This is a genomic window from Latilactobacillus sakei, from assembly GCA_002953655.1.
GTDB lineage: Bacteria > Bacillota > Bacilli > Lactobacillales > Lactobacillaceae > Latilactobacillus > Latilactobacillus sakei_A.
On the sequence record CP025839.1, the window covers coordinates 1,234,874 to 1,252,711 of the forward strand.

Here is a 17,838-nt window from a genome sequence, read left to right on the forward strand (position 1 = left end):
CTACGAGTTTTTTAATTCAACTAACTGAAAATTAGTCTAAGATTTCACTTACGACACCGGCACCAACAGTACGGCCACCTTCACGAACAGTAAACTTAAGACCCTTTTCAATAGCAACTGGTGAGATCAAGTTAACAGTAAATGTTACGTTATCACCAGGCATAACCATTTCTACACCTTCTGGTAATTCGATAACACCTGTAACATCAGTTGTATGGAAGAAGAATTGAGGACGATAGTTTGAGAAGAATGGTGTATGACGACCACCTTCATCCTTGCTCAAGATATAAACTTCACCCTTGAAGTTCATGTGAGTTTGGATTGAACCAGGTTTAGCTAAAACTTGGCCACGTTCGATACTTTCGCGGTCGATACCACGTAATAAAGCACCAACGTTATCGCCGGCTTGACCTTGATCCAATGTCTTACGGAACATTTCCAAACCAGTAACAGTTGTTTTAGCAACTTCTTCTTTAAGACCAACGATTTCAACTTCGTCACCGACAGTAACTTGGCCACGATCGATACGACCTGAAGCAACAGTACCACGACCAGTGATCGTAAATACGTCTTCAACAGGCATCAAGAATGGTTTGTCTGTGTCACGTTCTGGAGTTGGGATATATTCGTCAACAGTAGCCATTAATTCTTCAACAGCTTTAACGTCGTCAGCATTGCCGTTCAATGCACCAAGTGCTGAACCGCGGATAACTGGAATATCGTCACCAGGGAAATCATATTCTGATAATAATTCACGAACTTCCATTTCAACCAAGTCCGTTAATTCATCATCATCAACTAAATCTGTTTTGTTCAAGAAGACGATGATGTAATCAACACCGACTTGGTGAGCAAGCAAGATATGTTCACGAGTTTGTGGCATAGGACCATCAGTTGCAGCAACAACTAAGATGGCACCGTCCATTTGAGCAGCACCAGTGATCATGTTTTTAACGTAATCAGCATGTCCTGGGGCGTCAATATGTGCATAATGACGGTTTTCTGTTTCGTATTCAACGTGGGCTGTATTGATAGTGATACCACGTTCTCTTTCTTCTGGAGCAGCATCGATGTTTGCATAGTCTTGAGCTTCAGCCAAGCCTTTGTCTGCCAACATCTTTGTGATTGCTGCTGTTAAAGTTGTTTTACCATGATCAACATGTCCGATAGTACCGATGTTAACATGGGGTTTTGTTCTTTCGTAATGTGCTTTTTCTGCCATTAAACGAACCTCCTGTATTTTCGCAAGAAAAAATCAGCGTATAGCATTTCACTAATACTGATAATCCTTTACGTAATATTATAATACTTCAAGCGTTAAAATCAAAGTGTTTTTTTACGCTTAAAGAATTCAAAAATGATTATATCTGCTATGAGCGCGTTTGTAAACACTTAAACCTTAAAAAAAGTATTATTTTACGCATAAAATCGTTGTTTTCTAGCCCTAAAAGACTAGTTCTTCTGTTAATTCTTGCAATTTTTTTAGCCATTGAATCGTCTTTTCTGAAATCTGAACTGTTGGCTCAAACATAGACAGTCCTAATTGCTGAATCAGTGCCTGGCCCCATTCTTCAGGATTATCGATGACTGTTTCCTCGAAGGGATAAAGATAAGCAAACGTCATTTGACACTCCGCTAAGGCCGCTTCGAGGATGATGGGATCTTGTTGGGCTAAGATATTCTGAATTGTTTTTTGAATTAATTTTAAAATGGGCCGATTAGCCATCAATTCTAGCTCGCCGGGAACCACTTCTCGTACTTGTTCAAACCAATTAATCGTCACTGCTTTTGAATACCGCAGACGAACGAGTGTTTCTAAGACCGTCGTTTTTACAAATGGATGACTGTACGGATTCACCAAAATTGGTAACACACCCTGTAAATAATCAGCTAGTGGTAATAATTCTGCTTCATCAAGTCGTTGTTGTTGGTCCTGGAAATCACCGGTTGTAAGGTTGTAAAGTCGTTCTTGCCGCTTCTTAATTGTCTGCTTTTCAGCCACTTGATAGGCTTTTTCAGCCGTTTTTAACGTCTCTTGTCCCTTTTGCTTGGTCTGCTGTTCAAACACGTCAGTCGCCTCTACAGTAGCCCACAATTCGTTGGCCGCGATGAAGTGTTGATTATCAATGAGTAGCGCATTATATAGCAACCTTAAATCGGGCTCATTGGTATAGAAGGCCTTCTTCTCAAATGCTAATTGTAAGGCGTGCCGATTATCGCCAGCAGCCACCAGTACGCTGACCAATAAAAGGTTTAATACCGTTGTCTGTTGTAGCTCGTAAGCAGCCTCTAAATGGGCTATTGCCTCTGGCCATCGGCGCTGATTAAGCGCTACTTTGCCTAAACGGATCAAGTTTTCAAATTGATTCGGCAGTGCCGTCACTTCTCCCATAATGACCTCTCCTCTTTAAAAACACTAAATTAAAAGGGCCCCGATAAATAATCCTTTATCCGGCCCTTTTTTAAGTGTCATCACTTAATTAATCTTGTTTTTTCTCAACTACTGGTTTAGTGTCTTTCTTTTGACGACGGTGATTTTGATTAATTTCCATAATTACCGGTAAAATAACTGGGCGTCGTTTTGTTTGTTCGTATAAGTAATGACTTAAATTTTCACGAACGTCTTGTTTCAAATGGCTCCAGTCAAATTCTTTATTATCAAGATTGTTCTGAACAGCTTGTTTAATGATTTCTGAACTCTCTGCCATGAGATCCTTACTTGTTTTAACGTAGACAAAACCTCTTGCCGTTACTTTTGGTTCAGCAATAATCTTCTTATTCTTCCGGTCGATTGTCACAACGGCGATAAAAATACCATCTTCTGACAATAATTTACGGTCGCGCAAGACAATGTTGCCGATATCGCCAATGCCACTACCATCAATCATCACATCAGTGGCATCAACTTGGCCCCCAACATGCATCTTACCATTGTCATAGGCGACAATATCACCCTTACCGACGATAAAGATATTCTTATAATCCATCCCGGTTTCATGGGCAATATCCGCATGCGCAGCCATTTGTCGGTATTCACCTTGAACCGGCATTAAGAATTGCGGATGAAGTAAATTCAACATTAATTGTAGATCATTTTTATTAGCATGACCTGAAGCGTGTAGATCATCACCGACAGCTTTGACCTCGCCACCTGCGCGATAAATCATATCTTTAGTCTTCGCTAAGATGGTTTCCATTGCATGTGAAGGAGATGTCGTCAAATAAACAAGATCTCCTTGTTCAATATGGATTAAGCGGTGATGGCTTGTTGCCATCTTTTGAAGGGCTTTGATTGGTTCACCCATCCGGCCTGTTTCAAGGATTACCGTTTCCTCAGGTGCTAATGTACTTAGCGCTTTAGGTTGCACTAAGATGTCTTCATCTGGCAAGGTTAACATTTCTAAACGCATTGCTGTCCGCACAATTTTTTCCAAATCGCGGCCTGTTAAAACGACCTTCCGGTTTGTTTTATAAGCGGCATCGATAACTTGTTGAATACGGAGGATATTGGAAGCCACTGAAGCCACGATAATCCGCCCGTTTTGATATTTAAATGTTTCTAAAATTGATTCGGCAATATCGCGTTCATTAGCCGTTTCAAAAGGTGATTCCGCATTAGCGGAATCACTCAATAGGGTTAACACGCCCTGTTGACCAATCTCAGTTAACCGGGCATAATCCGTTTGATACATTGGTAGTGCTGATTGATCAAACTTGAAGTCCCCAGTATAAACAATTTGACCTTCATCTGTTTTCACAACAATCCCGAGTGAACCTGGAATGGTATGCGTTGTTTTGAAAAATGAAACCGTCGCTTGTTCAAAATCAATTGCTGTATTGGCATTAATCACGTGGAAATTATTGAAATGCCGTAACTTCGGTTCGCTGCTGACCGTAATTTTTGCGAGCGCAATTGTTAATTCAGAACCAAAGACAGGTACATCATGGCCTTTCAAGAAGTATGGCAAGGCGCCAATTGCATCAGCGTGACCGTGTGTTAGGAAAATCCCAGCAACACGTTCTGCATTTTCTTCTAAATAAGTCATATCTGGGATCACAATATCAATCCCTAATAATTCAGTTTCTGGGTATTTTAACCCACAATCTAGGATATAAATTTCGTCGTTAACTTCCACAACGTTTAAATTCTTACCGTTCTCGCGTACACCACCAAGTGGCATAATCTTAATATTACTCATTCTTTCACCTCTAAAATTGAAAGGGTTACTTTCAAACTATTATTTGTTTTTTTGAGTGTTACTTTCGTTTAAAACTCATCCGCTTTAAAGTCTAATACATATTTTATCACAATTTAAACAAACTAACAGCTTTTGATTACTAAAGGCCTTACATTTTCAAATTCACATTAAAAAAGCGCACAAAAAAAGCAAACAGCCATAAAGACTGTTTGCTTTTGAAGGTTGAATTAACGACGTAAGCCAAGGCTCTTGATTAATTCACGGTAACGTTGGATATCGTTGTCACGTAAGTAACGTAAAAGGTTACGACGGTGACCGATTTTCTTCATTTGACCAACATATGAATGGTGATCTTTCTTATGAACAGATAAATGTTCGTTTAATGAGTTGATTTCTGCAGTTAAGACAGCGATTTGGACTTCTGCTGAACCTGTATCGCCTTCGTGACGTGCATATTCATTGATGATTTCGTTTTTTCTTGCTTGTGAAATAGCCATTGCTAATTTCCACCCTTCAATTATATTGCCCGAAACAACGAATAGCGTCGGGTGAACGTCGCTAAACAGAGTAACGGGTTTGTACTTTTAAAGCACTGTCTTAGTTTACTAAAAAATTATGTTGAAAGCAAGGCTAAGTTCAAATTCATTAAGCAGTCAAGTTTAAATACTTTACAAGTTTTTATTGCAATCTCCTACACTATTTTGGTATAATAACGTCTGTTGAAATTAAAAATCTTTTTTATAAAGATAGTGAAACCCATCGGAGGTGAACAACCATGCCACAAATTAAATCTGCTATGAAACGTGTGAAAACAATTGAAAAAGCAAACAACAGAAACGCTTCTCAATTAAGCACAATGCGTTCAGCAATCAAAAAGTTCAAAGCTGCTCAAGCTGCTGGTAACGAAGAAGCTGCAGACCTATTAAAAGCTGCTACACGCGCTATTGATATGGCCTCAACAAAAGGCTTAATCCATGCTAACAAAGCTGGCCGTGACAAGTCACGTTTAAACAAAATGATGGCTAAGTAATTCTAACCAATATTTTAATAGGCCCGACTAAGACGTTTTCGTTTTAGTCGGGCCTATTTTTTTGTATCTTATGCCACTTTTTTAGCGGCAAATTGGAGCATGAACAGTTCAAATAACAATTCAGGTTGTCCTTGCCCAGTTTTAATTTTAACTTCGATTTCTTCTAATCCTAAATAAGCTTGCGCTAAAGTTTGCTTTGAAAAATGTTTAATCTGTTGCATCGCCAATTTAATTCGGTACGGATGAATTTTTAAAACACTGGCTAAATTGCCCTGACTATACCCTTTTTCAAATAAAATTTTAACTTGTAATAATAAGCGGAATTGACCGATCAGAATCGCGTTAATTTTGAGCGGTTCCTCTTTTTGGAGTAGTAATTCATGATACATCGTCAAAACGGGGCCCACTTTTTTCTGCAAAACAAGCGGGACTAATGAAAAGACGTTATCTTCAATACTGCTGCTGACCAATTCAGCGACCGCCGTTGTCGTAATCTGTTTAGTTTGTTGTGCGTACAGCATTAATTTCGGTAATTCGGCCATGATTTGACTATAATCACTATTGGTTTTACTAATCAACAAGGCTAGTGCTTCATTTTCAATCTGCATCCCCTGTTGTTTCAACTCAGCGGTTACCAACTGTTGTACTTGGCGCTCATTCACTTTTTCAACCGAAACTAATGAAGCAACCTTTTTTAATTGCTTCACGATTTTTTTTCGCTCATCTAACTTAGGGTACGGCGCAAATAGCACCACACTCGTTGTTGGTTGTGGCTTTTCTAAATAGGCTTGGAAACGAACTAAATCCTGATCGAGCTTATTTTTAACCTTTTCACCCGTTAAAAAATAGGGATTTTGCATAAAGACAATTCGCCGCTCACCAAAAAACGGGGCTGATTCTGCATCATCCAAAGCATTCGCCACATCGGTCGTTGCTAAATCATAGCTCGCAAAATTCATCGTTTGTTCTTCTTCTGGTAGATAGTGTTTAAAGAGCTGCCGCGCTTTTTCAATCAACGCTGACTCTTGCCCTAAAACCAGGTAAAGCGGTGCTAATTGATTTTGTTGAATCTCTTTTTGTAATTGTTCAATTGTCATTTTTCACTATCCTTTATTGTTGTTTGCAGTTTCTCACTTTGACCGGGACCGTATGACCAGGTTAACATGCCCTGCTGCGCCGTTAGCCAATAAGGCACTTTGGCTTCTTGCAAAGTCGTCAAAGTTTCCTGGTGCGGATGACCGTAACGATTCTCTCTGCCGGCTGAGATTAATGCGCCTTTTAAGTGCCATTTTTTAATCACGGTAGGGTCACTAGCCGTTTTACTACCGTGATGGCCAACTTTTAAATAATCGACGGTTAACTGTGGATACCGCTCGACAATCGCCCGTTCGCCTTCTTGTTCTAAATCTCCTGTAAACAGCCAGCTGGCCCCGCCAATTTGTGCCTGTAAAACTAACGAATCACTATTTTCGCCTTTTCCAGGCTTAGTCGGTGCTAAGACGTTAAACTTTTGCGACCCGACTTTAAAAGCAGTCCCGGCTAAATAAGGCTCGATCTGCACCGTTGCTAAAAACGGTCGTATTTGCCTTTGAAATTGCCGATTTTGTGGTAACCCAGCAGCACAGATGATTCGATCAACACGAATTTGTTTCAAAACCTGATTCAAATCACCAATATGATCGGCATCCTGATGAGAAAGTGCCACCGCATCAATATGGTCTATCCCTTGGCTATAGAGGTAATTAACCGTTACTTTTTCCGCCCGCGAAACCTGTGCCCGTCGTTGCCAAGCTGCTTGCGGTAGCGCTAGGCGGCCACCAGTATCAATTAAAAGCTGATGCCGGTTAAACGGCGTCTGAATCAACAAACTATCACCCTGGCCGATATCAAACATGACCACTCGACCAGTCGGATTAAAATGAATCACTAAAAAACTAACCAAATATAAACTTGCTAATGTGCGTTTCAGCCGTTTACGCCACTGATTACTAATTGCCTGGCCATCGATTAACAAGAGGCTGACCGTCACAATCAATAGTAACGGTAATAATGGTATTTTACCAAACGTAATCATCGCATGGGGAATTTGAGCGACTAGTCCTAAGCCTTTGTAAATCAACTGTAACAACCACTCACATCCGTTAACCACTAGATTGCTAACAGGTAACATCACACTCGCTACAATCACCAAACCTAGCACAATGGGCAGATAGATAGGCGTTACCAAGGTATTCATCATTATCGTTAGCACATGCCAGCGATAATTAAACCGTAAGCAAACCGGCAAACTCAATAAACTTAGCCAGTAAGCAACTTTAAACGTACTACCCTCACCAACATAAATGAGCGCAAAAGCCATTAGATAGCTTAGAATCCCGCCCATACTATGCAGTAAATAAGGCTGCCAAAATAAATTGACGAGTAACACCAAGCTCCAACTATCTAATCTTGATTGCCGGATACCCAACTGTTCGCAAAGTAAGCGACATAAAATAAGCGCAATCGCGCGACTAATGCTCGTCGTCCCACCTACCAATAAGGCGTATACCGGCAATAGCCCAAATAACATACAGTTTAACCACTCACGCGGTATGTGGCAATAAGTCGCACACCACCGAATGACTTGCACTAAATAAAACACGTGCAACCCTGATAAACTTAAGAGATGAATAATCCCTAAGCGGCCCAAAACAACCTGGTAATGGTCAACTTGTACTTCCCGCAACCCCAACAACAACGTCTGCGCATGAAACCGTAGTGCTGTTGGTAATTTACGCAAATACAGCGCACACGTTTGGCGCCAATAATGTAACCAATCCAAACCGCTCCTAGGGCGTCTTAGCGCAAAAGTCGTTTCTTTGGCTAACGTCAGTTGGTAAAAGCAGCGCTTCTGTTGTGCTAAAAAACGCGCATAATCGAACTCATTCTCATTGGTAGCACCTGGTATGCGTTTAAAATCTTTTGCCCCATAGAACAAAACGGGTTGTCGGACCTGCTGCCAGCGCCGCTTCTCGGCGAATGTTTGACAGCGATAATAAGCCTTAACGCGCTGCCCATCTTGTTGGCCAACCGCTGTTAACTGAACACTATCACCCGCGACTTGAATCGTATCCGGTTGCGCCTTAAAATACTGCGCTACCGGTGGTTGTGGTTGTGTCACACTAAGGTAGCTTATCCAAAAACGGCCGCCATAAACAAGACATAAACCGAGCGTCACAATCGTTATCTGAGTTTGCCGAAGACTGAATAATTTAACAAAAGCCAATAATACCAAGCCCCAGGTTAGCCAAGATGGCCCCCCAAGCATTAAGCTATTTAAACTGATTAAACAAATAACTAGATAAATCCAGTTGTTTTTCATTCAGTCGCTTGTTCGTTCTCCAAGAAATTAACGAGTGTGTGTGCATCATCAACTGACAAATCAACTTGATCAAGTTCAATCCCTGATTTTTCAATTAATTTTAGCGCGTAAGGATCATTATGATAATCTTTTTGGTAATGAATCTTACTAATACCCGCTTGAATAATTAATTTCGTACATTGTAAACAAGGGAAATGTGTCACATAAATTTCAGCGCCTTCGGTTTGAACCCCGAACTTGGCACATTGCGTTAAAGCGTTCATCTCAGCGTGAATGGTTCTGAGACAATGACCATCCCGCATTAAGCAGCCAACGTCAATACAATGATCTTCATGGGCTACCGAGCCGTTGTAACCCCCGGCAATAATCCGCCGATTACGAATCACAAGTGCCCCCACAAATAGACGCGGACAGGTACTGCGCATCGATAATAAAACCGACTGTAACATGAAATACTGATTCCAAGGCATTCTCTTATTGGCCATCATCATGCTCCTTTTAATTGTTTCTTTCTAGTATAGCAAAAATACCACTTGATAAAACTAATTCACACAAATTTGTGACCGCAATTGTTCAAACGTCTTCGGTCCTATCCCACCGACTTTTTGCAGATCTTCAATCTGCTTAAATTTCCCTTGTTCATCACGATAAGCAATTATTTGTTCAGCTTTTTTGGGGCCAACACCATTGAGGGTTTGCAGTTGGGTACTATCAGCCTGATTCAAATCGATTTTAGCGGTGTCACTCGTGCTCGACGCATTGGGACTCGTTCCAGTTGGCGCTTGTTCTGATGCACGCTCACTAGCCGTTGCAACTTGTTGTGGGGCCTGAATCAATTCTTGATCAGTGACCACCTCACCTTTTTTAGGAATATAAATAATCAATTGGTCCGTTAACTTCTGGGCTAGATTAAGTCGTTTGGTCTCAGCTGCCTCAGTCGGACCACCCGCATTTTTGAGCACCTCAAATAAACGTGTTTCAGAGACCGTGATTGGATAAATACCCGGATAAGCTACAGCACCTTTAATATCCACAAAACCCCCTTTTTTCTTAGTTGTCACTTGGTGTGTCTTTTTAGCAGCCGGCTTTGTTTTAGAAGCGCTCATTGCTAGCAGTTGCTCATTATGCGTTACTTTTTGTTTTTGTTGGGTTTTATGCCAATAAAAGCCCCCGCCTATGATGCCCAATAGCACTAAACACGGGACCCACCAAAAACGGCGATATCGCTGCCAATAATCTTGCCACATCATCGTCACCTCCTTACTCTTATATACGTCTAAAAACACAAAAAAGTTTGCCGAAAATAAAAATCGGCAAACTTTTTTAATGATTTTTCAAATAAGTTAACGCATCATCTAAGGTTTTGACCGGTACAATCTTCATCTTAGTATGAATTTTTTTAGCTGCGTTCTTAGCGATTGTATAATTATTTTGGTAATCAGGGTCAACCTTCAAAATCGCCTTCGTTACCGGATCATCTGGTGCAAAAAAGATTGTGGCCCCTTCTTGACTAGCAACCAGAACCTTTTTATCGATTCCCCCAATCGCACCTACAGTACCATCAGCGGCCATCGTGCCGGTTCCCGCAATTTTGCGACCTTTTTGGAGATTTTGCTTCGTCAATTGATTATAAACTTGCAACGTAAACATCAAGCCGGCAGATGGGCCCCCAATATCACCGGCATCAATTTTAACTGGAATATCAGTTTCGATTTTAGAATGGTCAGTCAACGTAATGCCTAGGCCCGGATGGTGTGTGCCTGGTAGTTTAATCAAACGATGCGTTGCTGTTTGCTGTTGCTTACCATGCTGATAACTAATTGTGACCTTTTGACCAACTTTCAAACCTTGGACATACTTCACAAAAGCATTGGCATTTTTAAACTGATGATGATCAATCGCGGTAATCGTATCACCAACTGCCAAGTCATCCTTAAAAGCAGACTTATCTAACATTGACATTACATATACGCCCAGATACTTCGTATGGTAGGCTTTACCTGCTTTTTTATAAGCAGCTTCAACGGCCGCGTTAATCGAACTATCCATATAGTACTTTTGAATCTGTTCGTAAGCTTCGGTATCCTCGTTACCCATCAATTCATCGCGACTTTCAATTTCCGTAAAAGGTTGTGTCTTGGACAATAATAATTGCAACGGCGTCACCGGTCCTCTGACACCAACCGTCGTCAACATAAAATGACCCTTTTGGTGATCATGTTTACCATCGACTTTGACGTATTGGCTGGTATTTTCTGCAGTCCCGGTTCCTTCAATATAATAGCCAGTGGGCATTAAACAAACAACTGCAACAATGATTAAACCCACGATTGCAATTAATCGTTTTGTCAGTTTCTTATTTTTTGGCATGCTAATCTCTTCCGTGTTTTAATTTTTCTTGGAGCGCAATTGCGACTGCTGGCGGTACCAATTGATCAACCTGTCCACCAAAAGCCGCAATTTCTTTAACCATACTGGATGAAATAAATGAAAATTCTTGTCTTGCTAATAATAACACGGTTTCTAACTGTGCATCTTGCGTCTGATTGAGCGCTGCAATATCCCGTTCGTATTCAAAATCATTAGCATTCCGAATGCCCCGAATCAGATAGCGGGCCCCAACTGCTTGCGCAAAATTAGCGGTCAACGTTTTAGGTTGCGCTACCACACTCACATTGTCCAAATCGGCAATGACGGTTTCAATCAACGCGACTTTAGTGGGACCATCAAATAATGGCTTCTTCGCTGCGTTAGTCATGACTGCAATAATCACGCGGTCAAATAACCGACTTGCCCGTTCAACTGTATCTAGATGTCCTTTGGTAAAAGGATCAAAACTGCCTGGAAATAATGCGATTCTTTCAGTCATCCGACCACTTCCTTAACCGATAAATTCGAAAATTGCCACTTCAGTAATCCCATAGTTTTGTTGGCGTTTCAATGTATAATGTGGGATTTCTTCAGGGTACGTTAAACTCGTGTCCGTTTCACAAAGAATAATCGCCCCTGGTTTTAAGAGATCCATCTTCACAAATTGTTGTAATTCGACTAACATTTGTTGTTGTTTATAGGGTGGGTCTAACAAAATTAAGTCAAACTGTTCTTTTGCATCTGCTAATTTTAACAATGCTTTTTCAGCTGGCATCTTCCAGATTGTGAAACATTCAGGCATCTTTGTCACTGCTACGTTATCTTGAATCGTTTGAATTGCCGCGTATTGGCGATCAATTAAATAAGCATGGTCCATACCACGCGAAACAGCCTCAATCGCGAGGCCACCACTACCAGCGTATAAATCAAGCGCTTGACCACCATCAAAAAATTGCCCCAGCATACTGAACATGGCTTCTTTCACTTTATCCGTTGTGGGTCTGGTCTTCATTCCGGGGACCGCCTTTAAGCGACGGCCACCAAATTCTCCTGCAATAATCCGCATCTCTTTACTCCTTTAATGCCGCTTTACTAGCGGTCTCTTGATTCGCTAATTCGGCTAATGCGCCAAATTCCATATCGAGCATGGGGCGTTGCGAACGCGTTACTCGTTTAACATAGTGTAGTTTCTTTAATCGTTCGATAACCGCCGGTGCTTGGTCCGCATCAACGTATAAATAAACGTATTTCATTCGTTTAGACGTATAATACACAAGTCCGTAACGTCGCAATTGTTTGACTTGCCGTAATGAATACAGCCAAACAACAATGCCTTGTCGTTGCGTCATTTCTAATGCCATTTTATCAGTCCTTATCTTGTAGTTTATTCACCAATCACAACCAAGGTATGACCCTCTGTACAGATAATTTGAATCCGCTGGTAGGCTTGGTCGTGAATTGCTCGGTAAAATGCTGGATTGGTCTGCCGTTCAAAAATGAGCTGTTGCACACTGACTGGCTGATCAAAATAAAAGAGCTGTTGTTTAGTTAGTTGATAATCTGCTAAAGCCTTCGCGGTAAAATCTGCTTCAGTTAATTTTTGTGGTAAGGCCGTTTGTCGTTGTTGTTTAGCACGCTTCAATCGTCGTTTTCCAGAATCAGTTAACAACGTCTTAGGTGCCTCTTCCAGCGTCTTTAGAAATAGTTGATCAGCTTCCAGTAATACGTCGCTCCGTAACTCAGGTAGCTTGGCGTTGAGCCGTATCGTCTGACAATACTGTAATAATGCCAATTGCCGCTCATCATCAACTTGTTGTGATTGACCTGTTGCGCCTTCTGGCACCGGTACTGGCGTCATTGAGGTTACTGGATATAAGTTCGATTGCAACAAGCGATTGGCATTTAAATAAACCACCGTCGCCACGCCACCTTTTTGCATTACCAAAATCGCATAGGTTTTATTCTTAAATGCAATCAGTGGTCGCTGCCGTTGTTGCGTTTCGTTCAACTCAATTTGAAATTTTTGTTCATGTAAATTAAGCTCATAATTGGCTGGAATCGTCGTAATCTGAGTAATTGCCTTTAACGACTGCCCAAATTCAAACGGCTTAATCGCGTTATCTTGACCAATTACCACTAATTGTTGCGTTGTCCCTGTTTGATCGTCAATCGTTGCTTCAACATAATGCCGGCTATTTAATTGAAATAACCATCGGCTCTGCAGGCCATCTTCTGCCGACTGTTTAACAGGTTGCCCATATTGCGCTACCAATTTCGTCGCAGGTTGATTAATAAACTTCGCCGGCCCCTGCGTCTTTAATAATGGGTTTTGCGGATGCGTCAATTTTGTATGCTGTTTAACCCGGCTCTGCGTTGAATCAACTGTTGGCTGAGCATGATGCATAACGGGCCATGCATATAATAAGACTAACCATGCCCCCAATGCGATTAAAAAACGCCCCAAATTTTTCATTTGTGAGTCCTCACGATTGTTTCATTTTAAGCGCCTTTTTTTCCTGAGCACTGACGTTCAAGACTAAGCCCAGGCCTGTCGCTAACACTAGCATGCTTGACCCCCCATAACTAATGAAGGGTAAGGTCACCCCGGTAATTGGTAGCAGGCCTAACAGACCACCAATATTAAACAAACTTTGGACGAAAATAATCGTACCTATCCCATAACAAATTAAGGCATTATAGGTTTGACGCGCTCTAATTCCGATGGTAAAAATTCTGAAAATCAGTAAAAAGAGTAGCCCTAAAATAAAAAGGGCCCCTATAACGCCGAGTTCTTCAGTTGTAATCGATAAAATAAAATCGGTATAAGGTTCAGGCAAATAGCCTCGTTTTTGAATACTATTACCAAGCCCCATACCAAACCAACCACCGTTATTAATCGCATAATAGGAATTAACGAGTTGACTCCCACCCATATTTTCGAGTTTGAATGGTTCTAAAAAGGCTAGAATTCGGTTGAACCGATAATTGACCCCGGTCGTTAAATTCAAGCGACTCAATCCAGCAATCGCCGCAGTAATAACAGCTAAGGTTGCACTGATGATTGAAATCCCCCACCAAAAAGAGATGCCACTGGCAAATAGTAATACCAATAAAATAATCCCTAGAATTGCCGCACCACCAGTATCAGGTTGTACCAATACAAAGGCGATAATGACGGCCACCAAAATCACAGGTGCGGAAAACAACTTAACATTGTCACGCCAATGCTCCGACAGATTCTTTTCACGTTTGGATAACATGTTAGCCAAGTATAAAACAATTAATAACTTAGCAAATTCCGCTGGTTGAATGCTAAAGGGTCCTAGATTAATCCAAGCAGTTGCCCCATTAATCGCAGCGTCCGGTCTAATCCGACTTAACACCAATAGGTAAAAGAGCGCCAATAAAATGACGACTGTCACACCAATTAAAAACTTGGGTTTCCTTAATAGATTTAACTTTAAAAAGAAGGAAAATAGTAATAATCCAAAGCCAAGGCCGATATAAATTAATTGCTTAGTAAAATAAGCATCCGGCTTAGCACCATGAATCGACATTAAATCCGAACTCGCTGAATAGACCATCAAGGCCCCAATCGCACATAAAATAACGTACGGAATTAATAACCAATAATCTAAATACTGCGCTTTATCTCGAAGCTTATGCCACACACTTACACCTAATTTCTATGAACTTCATTCTGAGCTTGCGTTTGATAAATCTCTAAATAAAGTTGATTAATCCGCGTTTCAAGTTCATTTACTAATTGCGATCCTTCTTGGTCACTAATTAACCGAACTCTTTTGGCAAAATCAACTTCTTTTGTAAAACCAAACAGTTGTGTATCAATAATTTCTTCAATGATGGGACATTGACTTAAACAAAGCGCGTCGAATTGCTTCGTCAATAACGCTTCAATTTTAGCTGCGTCTGATTTTAAAGTCATATACCCGATTGTTTCTTGTTTAATCATCATTTAACGCCCACTTAAACTGTTATAGTAATGCACACTCTGCAGGTTATTATACCATATCTGACACTAAAAAAAGGTAGCCTAAAGTGTCTTAGGCTACCTTTTAATATAGTTTTAAGCTTATTATCCGCGTTTACGCTTCTTGTCAGCTTTAGTACGCATACCTGTGTCAAGAATCTTCTTACGTAAACGAACAGAAGTTGGTGTTACTTCACAGTATTCGTCATCGTTTAAGAATTCAATTGATTCTTCAAGTGACATTTCTTTAGGTGTCTTGATAGCAGCTGAGTGATCTTTACCAGAAGCACGAGTATTCGTTAAGTTTTTACCCTTAGTAACGTTTACGGCGATATCTGTATCACGGCTGTTTTGACCAACGATCATCCCTTCATAAACATCAACGCCAGCGCCGATGAATAATTGGCCACGATCTTCAACTGATTGTAAACTATAAGTTGTTGATGAACCAGCATTAATTGAAACTAATGCACCGTTACGACGGCCTGGTTCCCAGTTTTTAATCACTGGCATGTATTTTTCGAAGGTGTGGTTCATAATCCCGTATCCACCAGTCATCGTTAAGAATTCTGTTGAATAACCGATTAAACCACGTGAAGGTGCTAAGAAAGTCATCCGTGTTTGGTTATTAGCATCACTTTCCATGTTTTGCATTTCACCCTTACGTTGGGCCATTGAATCGATTACTGAGCCTGTATATTGGTCAGGTGTATCGATTTGAACCATTTCAAAAGGTTCGCAAGTAACGCCGTCAATATCCCGATAGATAACTTCTGGACGTGATAATTGTAATTCGAAGCCTTCACGACGCATTTCTTCAACCAAGATTGAAAGATGCAATTCACCACGACCTGAAACAATCCAAGCACCGGCTTTATCTGTATCTTCAACACGAAGTGAAACGTCAGTGTGTAATTGATGACGTAAACGTTCTTCAATCTTACGACCAGTAACGAAATCACCTTCACGACCAACAAATGGTGAATCATTAGCAGCAAATGTCATTTGTAAAGTTGGTTCGTCAATCCGTAAAATTGGTAATGCTTCTTGATGGTCAACTGGTGTCACAGTTTCACCAACATAGATATCTTCCATACCTGAAACAGCGATTAAATCGCCGGCCTTAGCTTCTTGGATTTCAACACGGTCTAAACCGATGAAACCAAAAATCTTCGTAACCCGGAAGTTCTTAGCAGAACCGTCAAGTTTAAGAACAGAAACTTGATCACCGATTTTGATTGTCCCACGAGAAACGCGGCCAATACCGATACGGCCAACATAGTCGTTATAATCTAACATCGCCACTTGGAATTGAAGTGGTTCGTCACTATTATCAACTGGGGCTGGGATTGTATCTAAGATTGTGTCAAAGATAGGCACCATTGTGTGAGCTTGTGTGTCTAAGTCTGATTCAAGACTTGATGTCCCGTTGATAGCACTTGCGTATACAACTGGGAACTCAAGTTGATCTTCGTCAGCACCAAGTTCGATGAATAATTCAAGCACTTCATCAACCACTTCTTCAGGACGTGAGCCTGGGCGGTCAATTTTGTTGATAACAACGATTGGTGTTAAATGTTGGTCTAAAGCTTTTTTCAAAACAAAACGTGTTTGTGGCATTGTACCTTCGAAAGCATCAACGACTAATAATACACCGTCAACCATCTTCATGATACGTTCAACTTCACCACCGAAATCGGCATGTCCTGGTGTATCCAAGATGTTGATTTGTTTGCCGTTGTATTTAACAGCAGTATTCTTTGAAAGAATTGTGATCCCACGTTCTTTTTCGATATCATTTGTATCCATTGCACGGTCAGAAATTTCTGCGTGACCATCCAATGTATCTGATTGTTTTAACATTTCGTTAACTAAGGTTGTTTTACCATGATCAACGTGGGCGATAATTGCGATATTGCGAATGTCTTCTCTTTTTTTCAAGTGTTTCAGCTTCCTCTCGCTAGTGACTTAACTAGTGTTGTTTGTCTCATGTATACAAGCTATTATTTTACCATAATAAATAGGGCTATGCTTCTTATATTAGCGATTTTTTGAAAATACGCAAGACTTTTTCATGAAAATCTAATTATTCGGCCGTTTTTGAATGGGCCATAATGGCGATAATTTCTTGCATCGCTTGCTTTGGTGCAATAATCATGCCTTCTTTGGCAACCATTGAAATTGGTTGACCATCGAAATTTAAAATCTGAAAACCAAGCGTCTCGGCTAGAATGCGGCCCGCAGCGATATCCCATGGTGCTAACTTGGAAATATAGGCTTGCGCATTTCCCCTTAATAGTTGCGCAAAAGTAATGCCAGCACTGCCATAAATACGGACACCTGAGCTTTGAACGAAAACTTGTTGTAATTGTCGTTCGTTGGTCACCAACATACGCGTATTAACGCAGATTAGCCCCTCTGATAGCGGTTGGTCCGTTGCTTTATCCAAGGCTTGTTCATTACGAAAAACGCCCAATTGTGGGCCACCCCAGAAAAGCTTGTCAGCCATGACATCGTAAATAATCCCGAATGAAGGCTGGCCATCTTCATAGACCCCAACCATAATCGCAAAATTTTCCTGTTGCTTAACAAAATTCATCGTGCCATCAATTGGATCAACAAAAAAGGTTAGGCCATTATGCCAATCTCCGGCGCCAACGTTGGCCCCTTCTTCTCCAACCAATTGCGCCGTTGGGTATTCTGCTTTAATTTGTTCTGCAAAAAAGGCTTGGTTAGCGCAATCGACATTAGTTACTAAATCATTACGACTTGATTTGGTCATAATATCTAACGGTTGCGTCATCTTTTTGCGTGTTTCAGCGGCTGCTTCAAGCACCCATTTCTGTAATGAACGACTTAATTGATATAGCGCCTCTTGTTCCATCTT

Annotated in this window: 18 protein-coding genes; 1 reads left to right on the forward strand and 17 read right to left on the reverse strand. The window is 40.9% G+C overall.

Annotation, left to right across the window (positions count from 1 at the left end; all coding sequences use genetic code 11):
* Window positions 1-31: 31 nt before the first annotated feature.
* From tuf to C0213_06095, 4 genes are all read right to left on the reverse strand, one after another.
* Window positions 32-1,222, reverse strand: a complete 1,191-nt coding sequence (gene tuf, locus C0213_06080; GenBank protein ID AUX11999.1) for an elongation factor Tu — start codon at window positions 1,220-1,222, stop codon at window positions 32-34.
* 222 nt (window positions 1,223-1,444) lie between these two features.
* Window positions 1,445-2,392, reverse strand: coding sequence for a hypothetical protein (locus C0213_06085; GenBank protein ID AUX12000.1), 948 nt, complete (start codon window positions 2,390-2,392; stop codon window positions 1,445-1,447).
* An 88-nt stretch (window positions 2,393-2,480) separates the two neighbouring features.
* Window positions 2,481-4,199, reverse strand: coding sequence for an RNase J family beta-CASP ribonuclease (locus tag C0213_06090; protein ID AUX12001.1), 1,719 nt, complete (start codon window positions 4,197-4,199; stop codon window positions 2,481-2,483).
* A gap of 227 nt (window positions 4,200-4,426) precedes the next feature.
* A complete protein-coding gene (locus C0213_06095) occupies window positions 4,427-4,696 on the reverse strand; it encodes a 30S ribosomal protein S15 (GenBank protein ID AUX12002.1) in 270 nt (89 codons plus the stop codon).
* 278 nt (window positions 4,697-4,974) lie between these two features.
* On the opposite strand from C0213_06095, the gene C0213_06100 reads away from it, so the two are divergent.
* Complete coding sequence (locus C0213_06100; protein AUX12003.1) at window positions 4,975-5,229, forward strand: 30S ribosomal protein S20; 255 nt, start codon at window positions 4,975-4,977, stop codon at window positions 5,227-5,229.
* 68 nt (window positions 5,230-5,297) lie between these two features.
* On the opposite strand, the gene C0213_06105 is transcribed toward C0213_06100, so the two are convergent.
* From C0213_06105 to C0213_06165, 13 genes are all read right to left on the reverse strand, one after another.
* Window positions 5,298-6,326 (reverse strand): DNA polymerase III subunit delta, encoded by a 1,029-nt coding sequence (locus C0213_06105; protein ID AUX12004.1) that lies wholly within the window; start codon window positions 6,324-6,326, stop codon window positions 5,298-5,300.
* Window positions 6,323-8,590 carry a DNA internalization-related competence protein ComEC/Rec2 gene (locus tag C0213_06110; protein AUX12005.1) on the reverse strand — a complete coding sequence of 756 codons (2,268 nt, stop codon included), beginning with the start codon at window positions 8,588-8,590 and terminating at the stop codon, window positions 6,323-6,325. Before C0213_06110 ends, C0213_06105 begins: the two co-directional genes overlap by 4 nt.
* Window positions 8,587-9,075 carry a ComE operon protein 2 gene (locus tag C0213_06115; GenBank protein AUX12006.1) on the reverse strand — a complete coding sequence of 163 codons (489 nt, stop codon included), beginning with the start codon at window positions 9,073-9,075 and terminating at the stop codon, window positions 8,587-8,589. The genes C0213_06110 and C0213_06115 overlap by 4 nt, the downstream gene beginning before the upstream one ends.
* A 57-nt stretch (window positions 9,076-9,132) precedes the next feature.
* Window positions 9,133-9,837, reverse strand: a complete 705-nt coding sequence (locus tag C0213_06120; protein ID AUX12007.1) for a competence protein ComEA — start codon at window positions 9,835-9,837, stop codon at window positions 9,133-9,135.
* A gap of 76 nt (window positions 9,838-9,913) precedes the next feature.
* A complete protein-coding gene (locus tag C0213_06125) occupies window positions 9,914-10,960 on the reverse strand; it encodes a peptidase (GenBank protein AUX12008.1) in 1,047 nt (348 codons plus the stop codon).
* 1 nt (window position 10,961) lies between these two features.
* Entirely contained in the window at window positions 10,962-11,459 is a 498-nt protein-coding gene (locus tag C0213_06130; protein AUX12009.1) for a pantetheine-phosphate adenylyltransferase, read from the reverse strand.
* A gap of 12 nt (window positions 11,460-11,471) precedes the next feature.
* The gene (gene rsmD / locus C0213_06135; GenBank protein ID AUX12010.1) at window positions 11,472-12,026 is read right to left on the reverse strand and encodes a 16S rRNA (guanine(966)-N(2))-methyltransferase RsmD; all 555 of its coding nucleotides are present in this window, start codon (window positions 12,024-12,026) and stop codon (window positions 11,472-11,474) included.
* 4 nt (window positions 12,027-12,030) lie between these two features.
* Complete coding sequence (locus C0213_06140; protein AUX12011.1) at window positions 12,031-12,321, reverse strand: hypothetical protein; 291 nt, start codon at window positions 12,319-12,321, stop codon at window positions 12,031-12,033.
* Between the two features lie 23 nt (window positions 12,322-12,344).
* Entirely contained in the window at window positions 12,345-13,433 is a 1,089-nt protein-coding gene (locus C0213_06145; protein ID AUX12012.1) for a hypothetical protein, read from the reverse strand.
* 10 nt (window positions 13,434-13,443) lie between these two features.
* A complete protein-coding gene (locus C0213_06150; GenBank protein ID AUX12013.1) occupies window positions 13,444-14,631 on the reverse strand; it encodes an FtsW/RodA/SpoVE family cell cycle protein in 1,188 nt (395 codons plus the stop codon).
* Window positions 14,632-14,639: 8 nt separating this feature from the next.
* A complete protein-coding gene (locus tag C0213_06155; GenBank protein AUX12014.1) occupies window positions 14,640-14,936 on the reverse strand; it encodes a hypothetical protein in 297 nt (98 codons plus the stop codon).
* 120 nt (window positions 14,937-15,056) lie between these two features.
* Complete coding sequence (typA, locus tag C0213_06160) at window positions 15,057-16,892, reverse strand: translational GTPase TypA (GenBank protein AUX12015.1); 1,836 nt, start codon at window positions 16,890-16,892, stop codon at window positions 15,057-15,059.
* Window positions 16,893-17,037: 145 nt separating this feature from the next.
* The gene (locus C0213_06165) at window positions 17,038-17,835 is read right to left on the reverse strand and encodes a myo-inositol-1-monophosphatase (protein AUX12016.1); all 798 of its coding nucleotides are present in this window, start codon (window positions 17,833-17,835) and stop codon (window positions 17,038-17,040) included.
* Window positions 17,836-17,838: the final 3 nt, after the last annotated feature.

Coding starts and splice junctions, on each gene's coding strand:
- tuf (AUX11999.1), bottom strand. CDS start 1,222: ATGGCAGAAAAAGCACATTACGAAAGAACAAAACCCCATGTTAACATC.
- C0213_06085 (AUX12000.1), bottom strand. CDS start 2,392: ATGGGAGAAGTGACGGCACTGCCGAATCAATTTGAAAACTTGATCCGT.
- C0213_06090 (AUX12001.1), bottom strand. CDS start 4,199: ATGAGTAATATTAAGATTATGCCACTTGGTGGTGTACGCGAGAACGGT.
- C0213_06095 (AUX12002.1), bottom strand. CDS start 4,696: ATGGCTATTTCACAAGCAAGAAAAAACGAAATCATCAATGAATATGCA.
- C0213_06100 (AUX12003.1), top strand. CDS start 4,975: ATGCCACAAATTAAATCTGCTATGAAACGTGTGAAAACAATTGAAAAA.
- C0213_06105 (AUX12004.1), bottom strand. CDS start 6,326: ATGACAATTGAACAATTACAAAAAGAGATTCAACAAAATCAATTAGCA.
- C0213_06110 (AUX12005.1), bottom strand. CDS start 8,590: ATGAAAAACAACTGGATTTATCTAGTTATTTGTTTAATCAGTTTAAAT.
- C0213_06115 (AUX12006.1), bottom strand. CDS start 9,075: ATGGCCAATAAGAGAATGCCTTGGAATCAGTATTTCATGTTACAGTCG.
- C0213_06120 (AUX12007.1), bottom strand. CDS start 9,837: ATGTGGCAAGATTATTGGCAGCGATATCGCCGTTTTTGGTGGGTCCCG.
- C0213_06125 (AUX12008.1), bottom strand. CDS start 10,960: ATGCCAAAAAATAAGAAACTGACAAAACGATTAATTGCAATCGTGGGT.
- C0213_06130 (AUX12009.1), bottom strand. CDS start 11,459: ATGACTGAAAGAATCGCATTATTTCCAGGCAGTTTTGATCCTTTTACC.
- rsmD (AUX12010.1), bottom strand. CDS start 12,026: ATGCGGATTATTGCAGGAGAATTTGGTGGCCGTCGCTTAAAGGCGGTC.
- C0213_06140 (AUX12011.1), bottom strand. CDS start 12,321: ATGGCATTAGAAATGACGCAACGACAAGGCATTGTTGTTTGGCTGTAT.
- C0213_06145 (AUX12012.1), bottom strand. CDS start 13,433: ATGAAAAATTTGGGGCGTTTTTTAATCGCATTGGGGGCATGGTTAGTC.
- C0213_06155 (AUX12014.1), bottom strand. CDS start 14,936: ATGATGATTAAACAAGAAACAATCGGGTATATGACTTTAAAATCAGAC.
- C0213_06165 (AUX12016.1), bottom strand. CDS start 17,835: ATGGAACAAGAGGCGCTATATCAATTAAGTCGTTCATTACAGAAATGG.